The organism is Mesorhizobium sp. M0028, assembly GCF_040323855.1.
Classification (GTDB): Bacteria; Pseudomonadota; Alphaproteobacteria; order Rhizobiales; family Rhizobiaceae; genus Mesorhizobium.
Genome location: NZ_JAMYVG010000016.1, coordinates 64990 through 80810, shown reverse-complemented (window position 1 = coordinate 80810; position 15821 = coordinate 64990). Strand labels below are relative to the sequence as shown.

Genomic DNA, 15821 nt, shown 5'->3' with positions numbered 1-15821 from the left:
GCGCGGAGGCCAGGAGCATGGGTGATATGGCGGTAGCGGATCTTTCCAGGCTAATCGAGGCGGCGGCAAACACCATCGCCGCCCATGCCGAAGAGCTGACCGGGCTCGACCAGGCGATCGGCGACGGCGACCATGGGCTCAACATGAAACGCGGCTTCGAGGCCGTGCGGGCCGAGGCCGGCGCGTTCGCGGCAAAGCCATTGCCCGAGGCGCTGAAGGCGATCGGCACCAAGCTGGTGATGACGGTCGGCGGAGCCTCCGGTCCCCTGTTCGGCACGCTGTTCATGGCGCTCGGCAAGGAGATTTCCGCCGCGCCGGGTCGCGCCGATCTGGCAGCGGCCTTCGGCAAGGCAATCGAAGCGGTAGCCGCCAGAGGCAAGTCGCAGGCCGGGCAAAAGACCATGCTCGACGTACTGCAGCCGGTGCATGAAGCGCTGGTGCAGGGAAAGACAGCAGGGGAAATCGTCGACATCGCCGACAATGCAGCCGACGCGACCGTGCCGATGAAGGCGTTGCGTGGGCGCGCCTCCTTCCTTGGCGACCGTTCGATCGGTCATATGGATGCCGGCGCACGCTCGACCGCGCTTCTGGTGCGGGCCGTCGCCGAAGCAATCGAGGCGCGCGCATGAGCAATGTCGGCATCGTCATCGTATCGCATTCGCCGCTGGTCGCCGAAGGCACCGCAGACATGGTGCGGCAGATGGTCGGCGACGAAGTGCCGCTTGCATGGTGCGGCGGAAACGGCCATGGCGGGCTGGGAACCAATGTCGAGGCGATCATGGGCGCCATCGACAAGGCGTGGTCGGAGGCGGGTGTCGCGATCCTCGTCGATCTCGGCGGTGCCGAGACCAATAGCGAGATGGCGGTAGAGATGATCGGCGAACCACGCGCCCAGAAGATCATCGTCTGCAATGCGCCGATCGTCGAAGGCGCGGTGATGGCGGCGACCGAGGCTTCCGGCGGCGCCTCGCTCAAGGAAGTGGTGGCGACGGCGCACGAACTGTCGCCGTCGTGAGTGAACGGGAACTTTGACAAGCATGTCCGCAGCAGCCGAAGCCAGCGTCCTGATCACCCATGAGGTGGGACTGCATGCGCGTCCTTCGGTGAAGTTCACCAAGCTTGCCAAGACGTTTTCGGCCGACGTCGAGATTGCGCTCGCCGCCAACGGGCCATGGTTCGACGCCAAGAGCATCGTCAAGGTGATGGCTGCGAAAGCGCCGAAAGGCACTGTCCTGCATATCAGGGCCAGAGGCGACGGCGCCGGCGAGGCCGTCGGGGCACTGGTCGAGCTGGTGCGGCGCGATTTCGACGAAGGCAAGGACCATGCCCGAACCGCTTAGGCTGCAGGGCATTTCGGCATCGGCCGGCTATGCCGAGGGGCCGCTGTTCGACCTCGACCAGGCTGCTGTGCGTTATGTCCGCAAGGCGACTGCCGCGGACGAGAAAGCGGCGCTTGAGGCCGCCATCTCCATTGCCGCAGGCCGGCTCGCGATATTGATCGAAACCAGCGACAGCGAGGCGGCCGGGATCCTCGAATTCCAGCTCGCCATGCTGGAGGACGACGCGCTGACCGGCCCGGCTTTTTCGCACATCGCCGAGGGCATGGCTGCTGATGTGGCTTGGCGAACAGCGCTCGACGCCGAGATCGCCGGCTACGAAACATCCGAGCAGGACTATTTCCGGGGGCGCGCGGCCGATATGCGCGATATACGCGACCAGGTGCTACGCGCGCTGACCGGGGGCGGCGACATTGCCGCGCCGGCGGGTGCGATCTTGTATGGCGAGGATATCGCACCGACGCGCTTCCTCGAGACCGACTGGAGTGCCGGCGGCGGCATCGCGCTTAAGGCCGGAAGCGCCGCAAGTCATGTCGCAATGCTGGCACGCTCGCGCGGCGTGCCCATGGTGGTGGGGCTTGGGCTCGTGGGGCGTGGGGTAGCCGGGCCTGGTGCTTCGCCGGCTCACCTTGCCGGAATCGCACTGCTCGATGCCGAACATGGCGGCATCGTGTTGGGGCCTTCGAAAGCGGAGATCGACGCGTTCCGGCGATCGTCGTCGTCTTTCGCGGCGCATCGCGGCAAAGCGGCAGCCTATCTGACAAGGCCGGCGGCAACGAAGACCGGCATAGCGATCGGGGTGCAGGTGAATATCGCCGATCCGTCCGATGTAGACAGCATCGATGTCGCGACGTGCGACGGTGTCGGGCTGATGCGGACCGAATTCCTGTTCGGCAAGACGCTGCCGGACGAGGAGACGCAATATCACGCCTACCGCAAAGTGCTGGAATGGGCCAGCGACAGGCCGGTAACAATCCGTACCGTCGATGCCGGCGGCGATAAGCCTGTGCCGGGCCTGACCGTCGAGGAAGGTAATCCATTCCTTGGCCTGCGCGGGATCAGGCTGTCGCTGGCGCGCCCAGAGGTCTTTCGCGTGCAGATCCGCGCCTTGCTCCGCGCCGCCATGCACGGCAATCTGAAGGTGATGTTCCCGATGATCGCCGTTCCGGAAGAGTATGAACGCGCCACCGCGCTGTTCGCTGAGGAGCAGGCTGACCTTTTGGCGCGCGGCATCGCGCAAAAAATGCCGCCACTTGGCATCATGGTCGAGGTGCCTTCGGTGGCGATTGCGCCGGAGGCATTCGCCAGGGCCGCCTTCTTCTCGATCGGCTCGAACGATTTGACCCAATACGTGATGGCCGCCGCTCGCGATAACATTTCGGTCGCACATCTGAATTCCGTCAGGCACCCGGCCGTACTCCGGCTGATCGCGTCGGTTGCCGCCTTCGGGCGCGAGCATAATATCCCGGTCAGCCTGTGTGGCGATGCCGGCGGCGACCCCGCCTCGATCCCGGCGCTGCTCGAAGCCGGCCTGCGTGACCTCTCCGTCGCTCCCGCCCAACTCGCGATGGCCAAGGCGGCCATCGCGGACGTTTGGATCTAGGCCCGGCATGTCAGACAAGGCGTCGCAATCCGGCCCCGAAGAGGCGATCCGCGCCTACAAGACGATCCTGTCGCAGGTGATCGATCAGCGCCCGTCCGGCATGCGCCAGCGCCTCGCCGACGCGCTGGGCAAGCATCGCAGCTTCGTCACGCAGATTTCCAGCCCGGCCTATTCGACGCCGATCCCGTCGAAGCATTTGCCGGCTATCTTCTCCGTCTGCCATTTCAGCCCGGCCGAACGCGATCATTTCCTCGAAGCCTACCATCGGGCGCATCCGGGAAAGATGTCGCTGGCTGCAGGCATGCGCAAGACACGCCATGTCTCGCTGATCGTTCCCGATTTCGGCGACGACAAGCAGAACGCGGCGCTCGACCGGGCGGTCAATGATTTCATCCAGAAGATCACCAGCATCGCCGGCAAGGGCAGCTGACGCTGGGCTATTTCGGGAGGACAGCCATGAAGAAATTTCTGAATTCCGTCGACACGGTGCTGACCGAGAGCCTCGACGGCTTCGTTGCCGCGCATGCCGATATCCTGGCGCTTGGCGAGGAGCACAAATTTGTCCGCCGCAAGCTGCTCAAATCGGGCAAGGTGGCGCTGATCTCCGGTGGCGGCTCGGGTCACGAGCCGCTGCATGGCGGGTTCGTCGGGCACGGCATGCTGGATGCCGCCTGCCCCGGGCAGGTGTTCACCTCGCCGACGCCGGACCAGATGATGGCGGCCGTGGAAGCCGTCAATACGGGCGCCGGCTGCCTGTTCATCGTCAAGAACTACGAGGGCGACGTGATGAATTTCGACATGGCCGCTGAAATGACAGAAGGCGTCATGCAAATCGTGACCAATGACGATGTCGCGGTCGAAAACTCGTCCTACACCACCGGCCGGCGCGGCGTCGCCGGCACGCTGGTGGTCGAGAAGATCGTCGGCGCGGCGGCCGAGCAAGGCATGGCACTGGAGCCGTTGAAGGCGCTCGGCGAGCGCGTCAACGGAGCGACGCGCTCGATGGGCGTGGCGCTGACCAGCTGCACCGTGCCGGCGGCGGGCAAGCCGACCTTCGACATCGGCGACGGCGAGATGGAGTTCGGCGTCGGCATCCATGGCGAGCCCGGAAGGCGGCGCGACACGTTGAAGAGCGCCGACGCTATCGTCGAGGAGATCTGTACCGCGATCCTCGGCGATCTGGGCGACAGCGCCAAAGGCCGGGCGCTGCTCTTCGTCAACGGCTTTGGCGGCACGCCGCTGATGGAGCTTTATCTGATGTACAACAGCGCCCGCAAAACCTTCGAGAAGCACGGCGTGACGGTGACCCGGTCGCTGGTTGGGTCCTATGTGACTTCGCTCGACATGGCCGGCTGCTCGATCACGCTGAGCATGTTCGACGACGAGACGGCAGCGTTTTGGGATGCGCCTGTGCACACCGCCGCGCTGCGCTGGGGCATGTAGCGGCGGAGAATGCCCCAGAAATAGTCGGTGATAAGACCGACAGCAGCAGCGTGGTGCATCGCCAGACTGTTGTCCTCCTCACCCTAGGTAAGATAAGGGGCTCAGCGGGCTTGGGGAGTTGGGGCATGCGTTACAATTGGGATCGGGCGCCGACAGGTTTCGAGCGTCATGGGAAAATGCTGGCAGCCGCCTTGCTGATCGCCGGCGGGGTTGGCCTTATGCTCGCTGCGCTGCCGCTTTAGGAATCAACTCGAGTAGGAGATTATTTCTCAGCGGGTTATCTCAACGCGCCTGCCCTGTCACGGCGATGAAACGGCGGTCACGCCCTTCAAATCCCTGGCTGAAACGCTGCACGAGCATGACAAGCACGCCTGCTTTGCGGTCGGGGGTGAATGCGTAAGATTCCGACAGGCTGTAAGAAGTCGGGCAATTCCTCGAACCCGGCACCGCCTTGTCCTCATGCAGCAGCTTGATCGGCTTGCCGTCCTGACCCTGCAGCGTCAGGCGAAAGCCGAGCGCCTTGCCGGTCGTTTCGCCTTGCTGCGTCCTGTCGAAACTCGATGAACAATCCGCCGTGCTGTCGGCAAGGATCTGGTCGAGCTGAATGGTCGAGATGCCAAGCTCGTCATAAGTCGGCCAAAGCCATTTCTGCGAGACTTGCTCGAGGCGCGCAATGTCGTTGTAGGCGACCATGTCGTCGGGAAAGGTGAATTTGTCGAAGCCCGTCCGCTCGCCGCGCAGTGCGATGGCATATTTGGCCAGCAACGGCGCTGCCAGCTCGGCGGCCTGTGCCCTCGCCTGCGCAAGTGTCAGCGTCGAATCCTCCGTCTCGTCAACGATGAGGATCGGCTTGCCGCCGACGAACTCATCGGTGCGGGTGTCGATGATTTCGATCTCCGACCAGCCCGAATCCGAAGCACCGGCATCGAGCGTGCCGTACTGCTCGAAGGCGAAATAGTTGCCGTCGGGCGAAAAGCCGATGATGCGCCGTGCCGCCGCATCGCCGGCCTGAGCAGCTGAAGCGAGTGCGAACGCCAGCGTCGCAACGACGGCAAATCCAAGCTCGTATCGCAGTTTCATCGCGCCCTGCCCCCAATGTCGAAAATTCGGCCGTATCAGCCCCGCAGGCCACGACGACCCTGCATTTGCGGCCGAATTAGACCGACGGCAAACGAAAAGCACAAATACATGGTTACAGAAAGCAGCATACGCTATTTCAAGGACAGCAAACATTCCTGGGGAGGAAGCTGGATGGCGTCACGCTACCACGAGGTCTATGATGGCTGGAAACGCGACCCGGAAAAATTCTGGGCCGATGCCGCCGGCGCAATCGACTGGTTCTCGCCCTTCGAGACCGTGTTCGATGCCAATGCCGGCGTCTATGGCCGGTGGTTCAATGGTGCCTCGTGCAACACCTGCTTCAATGCCGTCGATCGTCATGTGGCGGACGGCCGCGCCGACCAAATAGCGCTTATTCATGACAGCGCGATTTCGGGCACAATCAGGAAATTCACCTATGCCGAGTTGAAGCGCGAGGTGGTCGCACTGACCTCGGTACTCAAGAATCGCGGCATCCAAAAAGGCGATCGCGTCATCATCTACATGCCGATGGTGCCGGAAGCAGCCTTCGCCATGCTTGCCTGCGCGCGGATCGGCGCCGTGCATTCAGTGGTCTTCGGCGGTTTTGCCTCACATGAGCTCGCCACGCGCATCGACGATGCCAAGCCGAAGCTGATCATCTCGGCGTCCTGCGGCCTGGAGCCCGCGCGTGTCGTTGCCTATAAGCCGCTGCTCGACAAGGCGATCGAGATGTCGCGGCACAAGCCCGAAGCCTGCCTCATCCTGCAGCGCGACCAATTGCGCTGCGAGCTCAGGGAAAACTACGACATCGACTATGCCGACGCTGTGGCGCGGGAGCGGGCCGCGGGTGCCAATGTCGACTGCGTTCCGGTGCTTGCCACCGATCCGCTCTACATCATCTACACGTCCGGCACGACCGGCCAGCCAAAGGGCATCGTGCGCGACAATGGCGGCCACATGGTCGCGTTGAAATGGTCGATGGAAAACGAGTTCGGTGTGAAACCCGGCGAAGTGTTCTGGGCGGCTTCGGACGTCGGCTGGGTGGTCGGCCATTCCTACATCGTCTACGGCCCGCTGCTGCATGGCTGCACGACGGTGCTGTTCGAAGGCAAGCCGGTCGGCACGCCCGATGCCGGCACCTATTGGCGTGTGATCGCCGAGCATGGCGTGGTCGCACTTTTCACCGCGCCAACCGCCTTCCGCGCCATCAAGGGACAGGACCCGAGGGGCGAGTTCGTCCCGAAACACGATCTGTCCCGGTTCCGCACGCTGTTCCTTGCCGGCGAGCGCGCCGATGCGGAAACCATCAAATGGGCCGAGCAGAAATTGAACGTGCCGGTGATCGACCACTGGTGGCAGACCGAGACCGGTTCGCCGATGACCATCAATCCCGCCGGACTGGGCCTGCTGCCTGTCAAATACGGCTCGCCCGGCATGCCGATGCCCGGCTACGACATTCGCGTGCTCGACGATGCCGGGCATGCGGTCAAGCGCGGCACACTGGGCAACGTTGTGGTCAAACTGCCATTACCGCCCGGCTGTCTGCCGACGCTGTGGAATGCCGACGAGCGGTTTCGCCAAGCCTATCTCGAGGAGTTCCCCGGCTTCTACAAAACGGCGGATGCCGGCATGATGGACGAGGACGGCTATCTCTATGTCATGGCCCGCACCGACGACATCATCAACGTCGCCGGCCACCGGCTGTCGACCGGCGCCATGGAGGAGGTGTTGGCCGCGCATCCCGACGTTGCCGAATGCGCCGTCGTCGGCATCGCCGATGCGATGAAAGGCCAGGTTCCGCTCGGCTTCGTCGTGCTGAATGCCGGCGTCGACCGCGACGCGGGCATCATCGAAAACGAGGTGGTCGCGCTGGTGCGCGAACGGATCGGCCCGGTCGCCGCCTTCAAGACGGTGGTGACGATCAAGCGCCTGCCGAAGACGCGCTCCGGCAAGATCCTGCGCGGCACCATGCAGAAGATCGCCGACAAGGAGGCATGGGCCATGCCGGCAACGATCGACGACCCGGCCATCCTCGACGAGATCACCGCCGCGCTGAACGGCCGTGGCATCGGCGTGTAGGAGGCCGAAGCCGAGTTGCGTCCGAAGCTCCGGTATGGAACGACCGGCGCCAGACATGGTATCCAGGCGCTGCGTCTTCATGTTGTTTCGGAATCGAGACGCCCCCACAGCCATGCGAGACGCCATTCGTGACCCTGTTCCAACGATCGAGAAAGCCCCCGACGGCGGCGCGCCAGCGGCTCGAGATGGATCTGCAGGACACGGTCGTCTATGCGATCGGCGACGTGCATGGCTGCTATAAGGAGCTTCGCTCCCTGGAGCAGAACATCCTGGTCGATTCTGCGTCTTTCGAAATGCGCAAGCTCATCATCATGCTCGGCGACTACGTCGATCGTGGCCCCCAGTCGGCGCGCGTGCTCGATCATCTGCTGGCGCCGCCACTCCAAGGCTTCCAGCGCATCTGCCTTGCCGGCAACCACGAAGTCGTGATGCTGAACTACCTCGACGGGATCATTTCGAGAGAGTCGTGGCTGGCGATAGGTGGCCTGCAAACGCTGTTTTCCTACGGCGTTGATCCGTCGCGCATGGCCGATCTCTACGGTTCAAGCGAGGAGGTCGACCGGCGCATTCGGGAGATCATTCCAGCCGGCCATGTCAGCTTCATGCGTGCGCTGCCGGTCATGGTCTATTCGGCCAAATTCGTGTTCGTACACGCCGGCATCAGGCCCGGCATCGAGCTGGCCGCGCAAGACGAGGACGACCTGCTCAACATCCGCTCGGAGTTCTTCGAAGCCGCGCATCTTCTCGAACGTTATGTCGTGCACGGGCATACGCCGGTCGACATTCCGAAGCTCGAGGGACGCCGGCTTGGCATAGACACCGGCGCCTTCCAAACCGGCCAGCTGGCCGCCCTCAGGATCGTCGACAACCGCGCGAGGCTGATATTTTCCTAGAGCGGGAAGGTCTCAAGCCGCCTGCTCATGAGTGGGTGTAAAGCGCTGGGTTTGTCTTGCTCGCTCGGACGCCAGCAGCGTCGCATATCCCAACCGTGATGGCTTAAAACACTGCGAGGTACTTCAGCAGCGAAATGATGCCAATAATGATCACGACAATCTGGGCAATCTGACGAGTGCGACCATCAAGCGGCAACCGATTGACCAGATACAGCACCAGAATTATGACAAGGAAAGTGATCAGAATGCTGATCAACGGAGTGCCGGCCATTGTCCCTCACTGTATGAAAACGTAGAAAAAAGCCAGCACACCGCATCGTGTGAAGATTGCCCATGCTTGTTCGAGCCGTAGCACCTGACAAGTGATTCGAACAGCCTGGCTGGCGGTGTCGAAGGCTGTCTGGCACGCCACAGAACCTTAACCTCCTTAAATCGTTTTAAATCCGAGAAGGGATATCAACCATTCCTTCAAAGGAGATTTATGAACAAGATATGTGGCGACGGTCGACTACAAGCCGTGGATGAAGCGGAAATTCAACCGCAATCGCAATTTTTCGCGCAACGATGGCGTAAACTGGATCGGTCATCGCGGCTATCGTGAATACCATCGCGGTTATCGCCGTCATGGTGACTACTGGTTTCCTCTGGCGGCCTTCGCTGCCGGCGCGGTGATCAGCGGCGTGATCATTAACAACAACCAGAACCCGGTCGATCGCGGCGATTCGCATGTACAGTGGTGCTACGACCGATACCGGAGCTATCGAGCTTCAGACGATACATTCCAGCCTAGCTATGGCCCTCGGCAGCAGTGTAATTCGCCGTACTGAAATGTAAGGTTTTTGACCGCATCAACAACCTCGCATCGCGCGGGGTTTTCGTAGCGGCGCCAAGGCGGCGATAGAAAAGCGAAAGTAGCGTGGATCTCGGCTTGAGTGTCTATTCCAGACGGAATTCGACAGCGTGCGCTTCAGCCTCGGCAATGAGGCCGCCGTCGACGGCGGCTTCGAACGCTTTGGCAAAATACTGATCATCGGAAGTCTGGTGATCCTGGCCCGAAAGATCGATCGGATACGCGCCGATCACCCGGCCCGTAATTTTCTCGATTACTGTCACGGTCCGCTGCATTGGTTTCTTCTTCAATTAAACGGAACCTATAGCACAGAGAATAGGAACATCAGCGACAGCCGCTAGCGAGCGGCTTCGAAAAATTCGAGCTACACCACCTGATGGGATGATCTTCAAGGCGCAATTCGGACAACCGCTTGAAGCGTACGCCAGGCGACCAAGCTATGCTGCTTTCGGCATCCGCGACGTGAATGTCGCTCTGGTAATGGCAATCGTCGTGCCAGTATTGCCCGTGACCGTGTCAATGCGTGCTTCAAGCTGTTTGACAAGCGCCTCGACGATCGCTGTCCCCAGTCCCGCACCTGGAATGTCGCGAACGGGTTTGCCCCACCCGTTGTCCGATACGGTCAACTTCCAATCCTCCGCATCGGTCTCATAGGTCACCAAGATCAGCGCATCGACCTTTTCTGTCGAGAATGCATACTTGATGGCGTTGAGAACGAGCTCGGTAACGATCAGGCCAAGGCTGACCGCCTTCTGGGAATCTATCCTTCCATTTTCCGCCATAACGTTTACAGCAATAGCCTGTGCTTCCCCGATCATCGAAGCGGCCAAACTGCTGCAAAGCTTGGACAGATAAGAACCAACCTCGATTTCGTCGGCACCGGTTGAGGCATGGAGATGCCGCTGCACTTCTGCTACCGACAGCACGCGTTGATGGGCATCCTTCAGGTGCTGCCGCGTTTCATCTGAGGTGACGGACCGAGCCTTCAGCAGCAAAATGCTGGCGATGATCTGCAAGCTGTTGGCGACCCGGTGCTCCATTTCGCGCAGCAGCACATCCTTCTGCCGCAGCAGGTCTTCGGTGCGGCCGAGAAGTTCTTCCTTTTCCCTTTCTATGGCGCGGCGCGCCGTGATGTCATTGAAGGCGAGCAGGATGGTCGCGGCTGAACTGTGGTCGTAAAGGACCTTCCGCGCGTTGAGCAGCATCGTGCGCCGGCCGATATCGGGGAAATCATGCTCGACCTCGAAGCCGTCCATGGCGGTCTTCTCGGGAATGATCGTCTCCAAGAGCAGGTGAAGCGCTGGAATGTCCCACTGGCCGTCGCCCAGCGCGTAGAGCAGCGAGCCGTGCGTCTGCTCGGGGTCGACCCTGAAGGTCTGATAGAAGGAGTGGTTGGCCGCCAGCACGCGAAAGTTCTCATCGAGAACGAGGTTCGACCATCGTATTGACGATGGCCTGCGCCAGCGTCTGCGCGTCTTCGATATTCGCAATGGGATGGAACATAGGCTTCGAGGCCAATCCAGGGGCTGTTTCCCCTTGATTTTCTTTCTACCGGGTCGCCAAGCACCTGTCGCGAATTGAATCGGCCTGACACGAGTGAGCGGCCGGTCCGTGCGCACAATTGTTTTAGGAATGGCCTTAGGACACCCGAGGCACTAACACCGGCTCGATGATTCCAGCACTCGACCTCCCGGAAAATACTCTCGAGCTCGACGATGATGCGCTGTTGGATGTCGTGCAGCGGCAGACGGTGCGCTATTTCTGGGAAGGCGCGCATCCCGTCAGCGGTCTTGCCCGCGACCGGCAAAAGACCACAGGTGATCCTGCCAACGATCTGGTGACGATCGGGGGGGCCGGTTTTGGCATTGCAGCCATCATCGTTGCGGTCGAGCGGGGATGGATCGACCGCACCGCGGCTTTGCTGCGATTGCACGGCATGCTCGATTTCCTGGAGAACTCCCCGCGCTACCACGGCGTTTTTCCGCATTTTATCAACGGGCGAACTGGTGCGACGATCCCGTTTCGTCGCAAGGACGACGGCGCTGATCTCGTCGAAACCACCTTCCTGTTTCAGGGTCTGATTTGCGCCCGTGAGTATTTCGCCGGGATGACAACTGGCGAAGTGCGCCTGCGCCAGCGCGTGGACGCGCTGTTGCTACAGGCCGAATGGAACTGGTTTACACGCGGCGCTCGGCAACTCATGTGGCATTGGAGCCCTAATTTTGGCTGGGCGATGGACAGCCCGATCAGGGGTTGGAACGAATGCCTGCTCACTTTCGTGCTGGCGGCGGGATCGGCGCGCCACCCTATTGATCCGGGAATCTATCACGAGGGTTTTGCTGTAGGACTTGGCTTTCGAAACGGGCGCGACCATGACGGGATCGTGCTGCCGTTGGGAATGAATTCTGGTGGCCCGCTCTTCTTTTCGCACTATTCTTTCTGCGGGCTCGATCCCCGGGGCCTAAGTGACCGCTACGCCGATTACTGGCAACAGAACGTCAGTCATACGCAGATCAATTATCGGCATTGCGTTCGCAATCCCCATAGCCATTTGGGATATGGACCGGACTGCTGGGGTCTGACCGCGAGCCATGGGCCGCGAGGATACGTCGCGCATGCACCCGACAGGGACTTTGGCGTGATCACTCCGTCTGCTGCCCTGTCGAGCTTTCCCTATGCCCCGGCGGAGGCGATGCGCGCACTGCGTGGCTTCCTGGGCAAGCCTCGAAAACGCATATGGGGCCGCTTCGGCTTTGTTGACGCGTTTTGCGAAAGCCGCAACTGGTACTCCCGAACCTATCTGGCGATCAATCAGGGGCCGATCATCGCGATGATCGAGAACCATCGTACAGGGCTGTTGTGGCGGCTTTTCATGAGGGCGCCGGAAGTGCGCAGAGGCTTGGAGAGGCTTAGCTTCATCAGCAAGCATCTCAGAATGTCAACACCCTAATAGATCTTTGCGACGCCGGGTGATTCCGCTTCGGTGCAAAAATGCTCGAAACGCGCGGACCGCACTCAGGCAGCCGCCTTTGTGCGCGCTTCTGATTTTTCCAGATAATAGCTCGAATATTTGTCGAAGAATTTTTCCGAGCCGCCGATCGCGCCATACTTGGCGAGTTTCTTCAGCTCGACCTTGTTCAGGACCGCGCCAATGATCTTCTTCGCGATATAGGGTTCCGAGCTGAGCATCGATTGCACCATCGCACGCGGCGTGCGTCCCCACTCGGTGACCAGCACGAAGCCGTCGACAAGCGGAGCGAAGGCCTTGGCGTCGACGACAGGCCCGAGCGGCGGCAGATCGACGATGATGTACTCGAAGGTTTCCTTGGCGTTGTCGATGAAGCGCCGCATGCCGGCCGAAGACAGAAGCTCGCTGGTATGCGAAAACTGGCCACGCAGGACGGCCGGGATGATCACCAGTTTGGTCTGCCGGTCGATCTTGCCGACCGACTGCCAGGTCTGCCCGCTCACCACCGCTTCCATCAAGCCCTGCTCGGCCTCCATGCCGAGGCTGCGGCTGAGGCCGGGATTGCGCAAGTCGCCGTCGATCAGCAGCGTTTTCGATCCGTTGGCGGCAAGCAGCCCGGCAAGATTGGCCGCCACCGTCGACTTGCCTTCGCCCGGAAGCACCGAGACCACGCCGATGACCCGGCTGCCCTGGCCTTCTATCACGACGTCAAAGGCGATCTTTGCGTTGCGCAGCGTCTCGGAGAACATCGATGCCGGTGCATCAACGGTTACCCGCATGCGCGCACGTTTTTCGGCTGCCGACAATGTTTTGGAGGGCTGGGATTTGGACGACTTGGCGGTCTTGGATTCAACGACTTTGACGTCAGGCTGACCGCCATTGCGCTGGTCATCCTTGCCAGCCTTGCCGATGACCGGGAGATAGCCGAGGAATTTGAGGCCGACACGGTCGCGCACATCCTCGCCGGTCCTGAAGAAGCGTTCCCTGAATTCATTCAGACCACCAACCCCTGCCCCCATCATTATGCCAAGCGCCAGCGAAAGCCCCAGCACGATGGCCGTTCGCGGGGTTGCGGCCGACTGTGGCATCGTCGCGTCCGAGATGACCCGGATCTTGCCGACTGGGAAGGATTGCTGTTGGGCGGCCTCCTCATAGCGGTTCAGGAATGTCTGGTAGAGTGTCGAGAGCGCCGTCGCCTTCTGGTCCAGTTCACGCAGCTTGACCTGCGACTGGTTGTCGATGGAGCTCTTGCCTGCCGCCAGGGCGACATTTGCGCGGAGCGCGGTTTCGCGCGCCAGAGCGACCTCGTATTCGTTGCGGTAGCTTTCGGTCAGTTGCTTCAGCTCGCCGAAAATCTGCGCCGATATGTCGGCCTTCTCCTTGGCGAGCGCGACGGCCTGCGGATGTTGCGGGCCGAAATTGGCTTCGACGTCCTGCTGCCGCTTGGCGACTGTGAGATAGCGGTTCTTCAGCGTCGTGATGACGGAGCTGCTCGGCTGGTCGTTCGATATCGCGGCGTCCTTGAACGCATTGTCCGACCCGCTTTCGACGATCGACTTGTACTGCTGATAGCGGGCGCCGGCACGTGCGGTATCGGCCTGTGCGACGATCAGCTGAGTGTTGAGATCGGACAGTTGCTTGTCGCTGATCAGCTGGCCGTCATTGACGGCCAATCCATGTTCGGCCCTGAACTTTTCGACCGCCAGTGCGGCCGCCTGGGAGCTCTCACGAAGCTCGGTCAGCCGGCCCTGCAGCCAGACAGCCGCCCGCTCGGTCGCGTCGAAGCTGGCATCAAGCTGATCGGCGAGATAGGCGTCGGCATAGGCCTTGGTGATGGCGGTCGCAAGCGCCGGATCCGTCGCCTGAAAGGAGATGCTGATGACAAAGCTTCGGCCGATCCGCTCGGCATCGAGTTGGTTCTGCAGTTTGAAGATTGCGTAGTCGCGGGACGACGACGATGCGGTGATCGCGTCACGCGTCGCGGCATCAAGCTGAGTGACATCGGTTGTGCTCGCGGCGCGCTTGGGGCGGACAGACTGGATGATACCGCGTACAAAGCTTGCGACCTTAGACAGGGCCGATGTCGGAGGGTTCATGAAAGCGTCGTTCTGATCGAGCTTCAGCTTGTCGACGACCACCCCCGCCAGCCTGGCCGACTGTAGAATTTCGATCTGGCTCAGAACGGCGGAGTCGGTCTGCATGCTGACCGACGCCGCCGAAATATCGTCGACGACCTTGTTCAATCCTTCGTCGATCAGCACGCTGCTCGTCGCCACATAGGTAGGAGGCGTGGTCTGCAAATAGAGCACGCCGAGAAAGAGACCGATGATGGCGCAGGCGGCAACCACTTTCGCCTGCCGCGCGGCCATGCCAAGCAGACGCTCGATGTCGATGAAGTCTTCGGCGTTTGCCGCACTCGAAGTCGGCAATGGCGTCCTCTTGTCGACAGGAAAATTGGCATAGTTCATCTTCGGTCCAATTCTAGTTTGCAGGCGCTACCGCCTCGAAGATCGGCACATAGGGTGCAAACCTTGCGCCGGACAGTGCGCGTTACGCGCGGCGCAACGGCCTGTCCTGCGTCATCAGCCGCACCCACAATGCCTCGAAAAAATGGACATTATGCGGCTTCTTCCCGACGCTGATGCGACCGGACGAATTCCTGCAGCATCTCGAAGATCGGACCCTTCATGTCCTCACGCGCCAGCGCGAAAGCGACATTGGCCTGGATGAAGCCCTCCTTCGAACCGCAGTCGAACATGCGGCCGTTGAAAGGCTGGGCGAAGAAGGCCTGCGTCTGTGCGAGACGCACCATTGCGTCGGTCAGTTGGATCTCGTTGCCGGCGCCGCGTTGCTGGCTGCCCAGCAGCGAGAATATCTCGGGCTGCAGGATGTAGCGGCCGTTGATGTAGAAGTTCGACGGCGCGTTGGCCGGTGCCGGCTTTTCGACCATGGCCGTCACCTCGAAGCCGGTGCCGACATCCGCGCCGCGCCCGACAATGCCGTATTTGTTGGTCTCGGTCGGATCGCAACGCTCGACGGCGATAACGTTTGCGCCAGTCTGCGCATAAAGATCGGCGACTTCGGCAAGACACCCTCGCCCGCCAAAGGACACCATATCCGGCAACAGCAACGCGAAAGGTTCGTCGCCGATGACCTCTCGCGCGCACCAGACGGCGTGGCCGAGGCCTTGCGGCGACTGCTGACGGATGAAGCTCGTCGCGCCGGCGACGGGAAGCAGGCTCTCGAGTGATTCGAGCTGCGCCTTCTTGCCGCTCTGCTCCAGGGTTCCGATCAGTTCAGGATGCAGATCGAAATAGTCCTCGATCACCGCCTTGTTGCGGCCGGTGACGAAGACGATGTGCTCGATGCCGGCCTCGAATGCCTCGTCCACCGCATATTGCACCACAGGCTTGTCGACCACCGGCAGCATTTCCTTCGGCATGGATTTGGTCGCCGGCAGGAACCGCGTTCCAAGCCCCGCCACCGGTATGACTGCCTTCCTGACTTTTTTCATTGCATGTTCCTTCTGAGGAGATCGATTTCAACCCTGTCGCAGGCGGCGAAATTT

14 protein-coding genes and 2 pseudogenes are annotated in these 15821 nt (G+C 61.3%); 10 read left to right on the top strand and 6 right to left on the bottom strand.

What is annotated here, in order from left to right:
- The first annotated feature begins 26 nt into the window (after positions 1-26).
- The 6 genes from dhaL to dhaK are packed head-to-tail and all read left to right on the top strand — an operon-like array spanning position 27 to position 4383.
- Entirely contained in the window at positions 27-629 is a 603-nt protein-coding gene (gene dhaL / locus NKJ93_RS24355; RefSeq protein ID WP_352548915.1) for a dihydroxyacetone kinase subunit DhaL, read from the top strand.
- On the top strand, positions 626-1015 hold the full coding sequence (dhaM, locus tag NKJ93_RS24350) for a dihydroxyacetone kinase phosphoryl donor subunit DhaM (RefSeq protein WP_172220312.1): 390 nt from the start codon (positions 626-628) through the stop codon (positions 1013-1015). Before dhaL ends, dhaM begins: the two co-directional genes overlap by 4 nt.
- A gap of 22 nt (positions 1016-1037) precedes the next feature.
- Positions 1038-1340 (top strand): HPr family phosphocarrier protein, encoded by a 303-nt coding sequence (locus NKJ93_RS24345; RefSeq protein WP_023717966.1) that lies wholly within the window; start codon positions 1038-1040, stop codon positions 1338-1340.
- Positions 1324-2940, top strand: a complete 1617-nt coding sequence (gene ptsP / locus NKJ93_RS24340; protein ID WP_352591618.1) for a phosphoenolpyruvate--protein phosphotransferase — start codon at positions 1324-1326, stop codon at positions 2938-2940. The genes NKJ93_RS24345 and ptsP overlap by 17 nt, the downstream gene beginning before the upstream one ends.
- Positions 2941-2947: 7 nt before the next feature.
- Positions 2948-3370 carry a hypothetical protein gene (locus tag NKJ93_RS24335; RefSeq protein ID WP_023717968.1) on the top strand — a complete coding sequence of 141 codons (423 nt, stop codon included), beginning with the start codon at positions 2948-2950 and terminating at the stop codon, positions 3368-3370.
- Positions 3371-3396: 26 nt separating this feature from the next.
- A complete protein-coding gene (dhaK, locus tag NKJ93_RS24330; RefSeq protein ID WP_352591615.1) occupies positions 3397-4383 on the top strand; it encodes a dihydroxyacetone kinase subunit DhaK in 987 nt (328 codons plus the stop codon).
- 282 nt (positions 4384-4665) lie between these two features.
- On the opposite strand, the gene NKJ93_RS24325 is transcribed toward dhaK, so the two are convergent.
- Positions 4666-5463 carry a DUF2259 domain-containing protein gene (locus NKJ93_RS24325; RefSeq protein WP_352591612.1) on the bottom strand — a complete coding sequence of 266 codons (798 nt, stop codon included), beginning with the start codon at positions 5461-5463 and terminating at the stop codon, positions 4666-4668.
- Positions 5464-5634: 171 nt separating this feature from the next.
- Between NKJ93_RS24325 and NKJ93_RS24320 the strand changes: the two genes are divergently transcribed.
- Complete coding sequence (locus NKJ93_RS24320; protein WP_352591609.1) at positions 5635-7542, top strand: propionyl-CoA synthetase; 1908 nt, start codon at positions 5635-5637, stop codon at positions 7540-7542.
- A 128-nt stretch (positions 7543-7670) separates the two neighbouring features.
- The gene (locus NKJ93_RS24315; protein ID WP_352495745.1) at positions 7671-8435 is read left to right on the top strand and encodes a metallophosphoesterase family protein; all 765 of its coding nucleotides are present in this window, start codon (positions 7671-7673) and stop codon (positions 8433-8435) included.
- 103 nt (positions 8436-8538) lie between these two features.
- On the opposite strand, the gene NKJ93_RS24310 is transcribed toward NKJ93_RS24315, so the two are convergent.
- The gene (locus NKJ93_RS24310; RefSeq protein WP_023717974.1) at positions 8539-8706 is read right to left on the bottom strand and encodes a Thivi_2564 family membrane protein; all 168 of its coding nucleotides are present in this window, start codon (positions 8704-8706) and stop codon (positions 8539-8541) included.
- Positions 8707-8929: 223 nt separating this feature from the next.
- On the opposite strand from NKJ93_RS24310, the pseudogene NKJ93_RS24305 reads away from it, so the two are divergent.
- Positions 8930-9262, top strand: a pseudogene (locus tag NKJ93_RS24305) (BA14K family protein); the annotation flags it as partial.
- Positions 9263-9371: 109 nt separating this feature from the next.
- Here the strand turns inward: NKJ93_RS24305 and NKJ93_RS24300 are convergent.
- Together NKJ93_RS24300 and NKJ93_RS24295 are read right to left on the bottom strand one after the other, a co-directional pair.
- Positions 9372-9560, bottom strand: a complete 189-nt coding sequence (locus NKJ93_RS24300) for a hypothetical protein (RefSeq protein WP_352495744.1) — start codon at positions 9558-9560, stop codon at positions 9372-9374.
- A 162-nt stretch (positions 9561-9722) separates the two neighbouring features.
- Positions 9723-10788: pseudogene (locus tag NKJ93_RS24295) on the bottom strand (sensor histidine kinase).
- Positions 10789-10954: 166 nt separating this feature from the next.
- Between NKJ93_RS24295 and NKJ93_RS24290 the strand changes: the two are divergent.
- Positions 10955-12235 (top strand): glucoamylase family protein, encoded by a 1281-nt coding sequence (locus NKJ93_RS24290; protein ID WP_352591606.1) that lies wholly within the window; start codon positions 10955-10957, stop codon positions 12233-12235.
- Between the two features lie 65 nt (positions 12236-12300).
- Here NKJ93_RS24290 and NKJ93_RS24285 read toward each other — a convergent pair whose 3' ends face one another.
- Together NKJ93_RS24285 and galU are read right to left on the bottom strand one after the other, a co-directional pair.
- Complete coding sequence (locus tag NKJ93_RS24285) at positions 12301-14721, bottom strand: polysaccharide biosynthesis tyrosine autokinase (RefSeq protein ID WP_352591603.1); 2421 nt, start codon at positions 14719-14721, stop codon at positions 12301-12303.
- Between the two features lie 149 nt (positions 14722-14870).
- Complete coding sequence (gene galU, locus NKJ93_RS24280) at positions 14871-15767, bottom strand: UTP--glucose-1-phosphate uridylyltransferase GalU (protein WP_352483974.1); 897 nt, start codon at positions 15765-15767, stop codon at positions 14871-14873.
- Positions 15768-15821 lie beyond the last annotated feature (54 nt).

Coding starts and splice junctions, on each gene's coding strand:
- dhaL (WP_352548915.1), top strand. CDS start 27: ATGGCGGTAGCGGATCTTTCCAGGCTAATCGAGGCGGCGGCAAACACC.
- dhaM (WP_172220312.1), top strand. CDS start 626: ATGAGCAATGTCGGCATCGTCATCGTATCGCATTCGCCGCTGGTCGCC.
- NKJ93_RS24345 (WP_023717966.1), top strand. CDS start 1,038: ATGTCCGCAGCAGCCGAAGCCAGCGTCCTGATCACCCATGAGGTGGGA.
- ptsP (WP_352591618.1), top strand. CDS start 1,324: ATGCCCGAACCGCTTAGGCTGCAGGGCATTTCGGCATCGGCCGGCTAT.
- NKJ93_RS24335 (WP_023717968.1), top strand. CDS start 2,948: ATGTCAGACAAGGCGTCGCAATCCGGCCCCGAAGAGGCGATCCGCGCC.
- dhaK (WP_352591615.1), top strand. CDS start 3,397: ATGAAGAAATTTCTGAATTCCGTCGACACGGTGCTGACCGAGAGCCTC.
- NKJ93_RS24325 (WP_352591612.1), bottom strand. CDS start 5,463: ATGAAACTGCGATACGAGCTTGGATTTGCCGTCGTTGCGACGCTGGCG.
- NKJ93_RS24320 (WP_352591609.1), top strand. CDS start 5,635: ATGGCGTCACGCTACCACGAGGTCTATGATGGCTGGAAACGCGACCCG.
- NKJ93_RS24310 (WP_023717974.1), bottom strand. CDS start 8,706: ATGGCCGGCACTCCGTTGATCAGCATTCTGATCACTTTCCTTGTCATA.
- NKJ93_RS24300 (WP_352495744.1), bottom strand. CDS start 9,560: ATGCAGCGGACCGTGACAGTAATCGAGAAAATTACGGGCCGGGTGATC.
- NKJ93_RS24290 (WP_352591606.1), top strand. CDS start 10,955: ATGATTCCAGCACTCGACCTCCCGGAAAATACTCTCGAGCTCGACGAT.
- NKJ93_RS24285 (WP_352591603.1), bottom strand. CDS start 14,721: ATGAACTATGCCAATTTTCCTGTCGACAAGAGGACGCCATTGCCGACT.
- galU (WP_352483974.1), bottom strand. CDS start 15,767: ATGAAAAAAGTCAGGAAGGCAGTCATACCGGTGGCGGGGCTTGGAACG.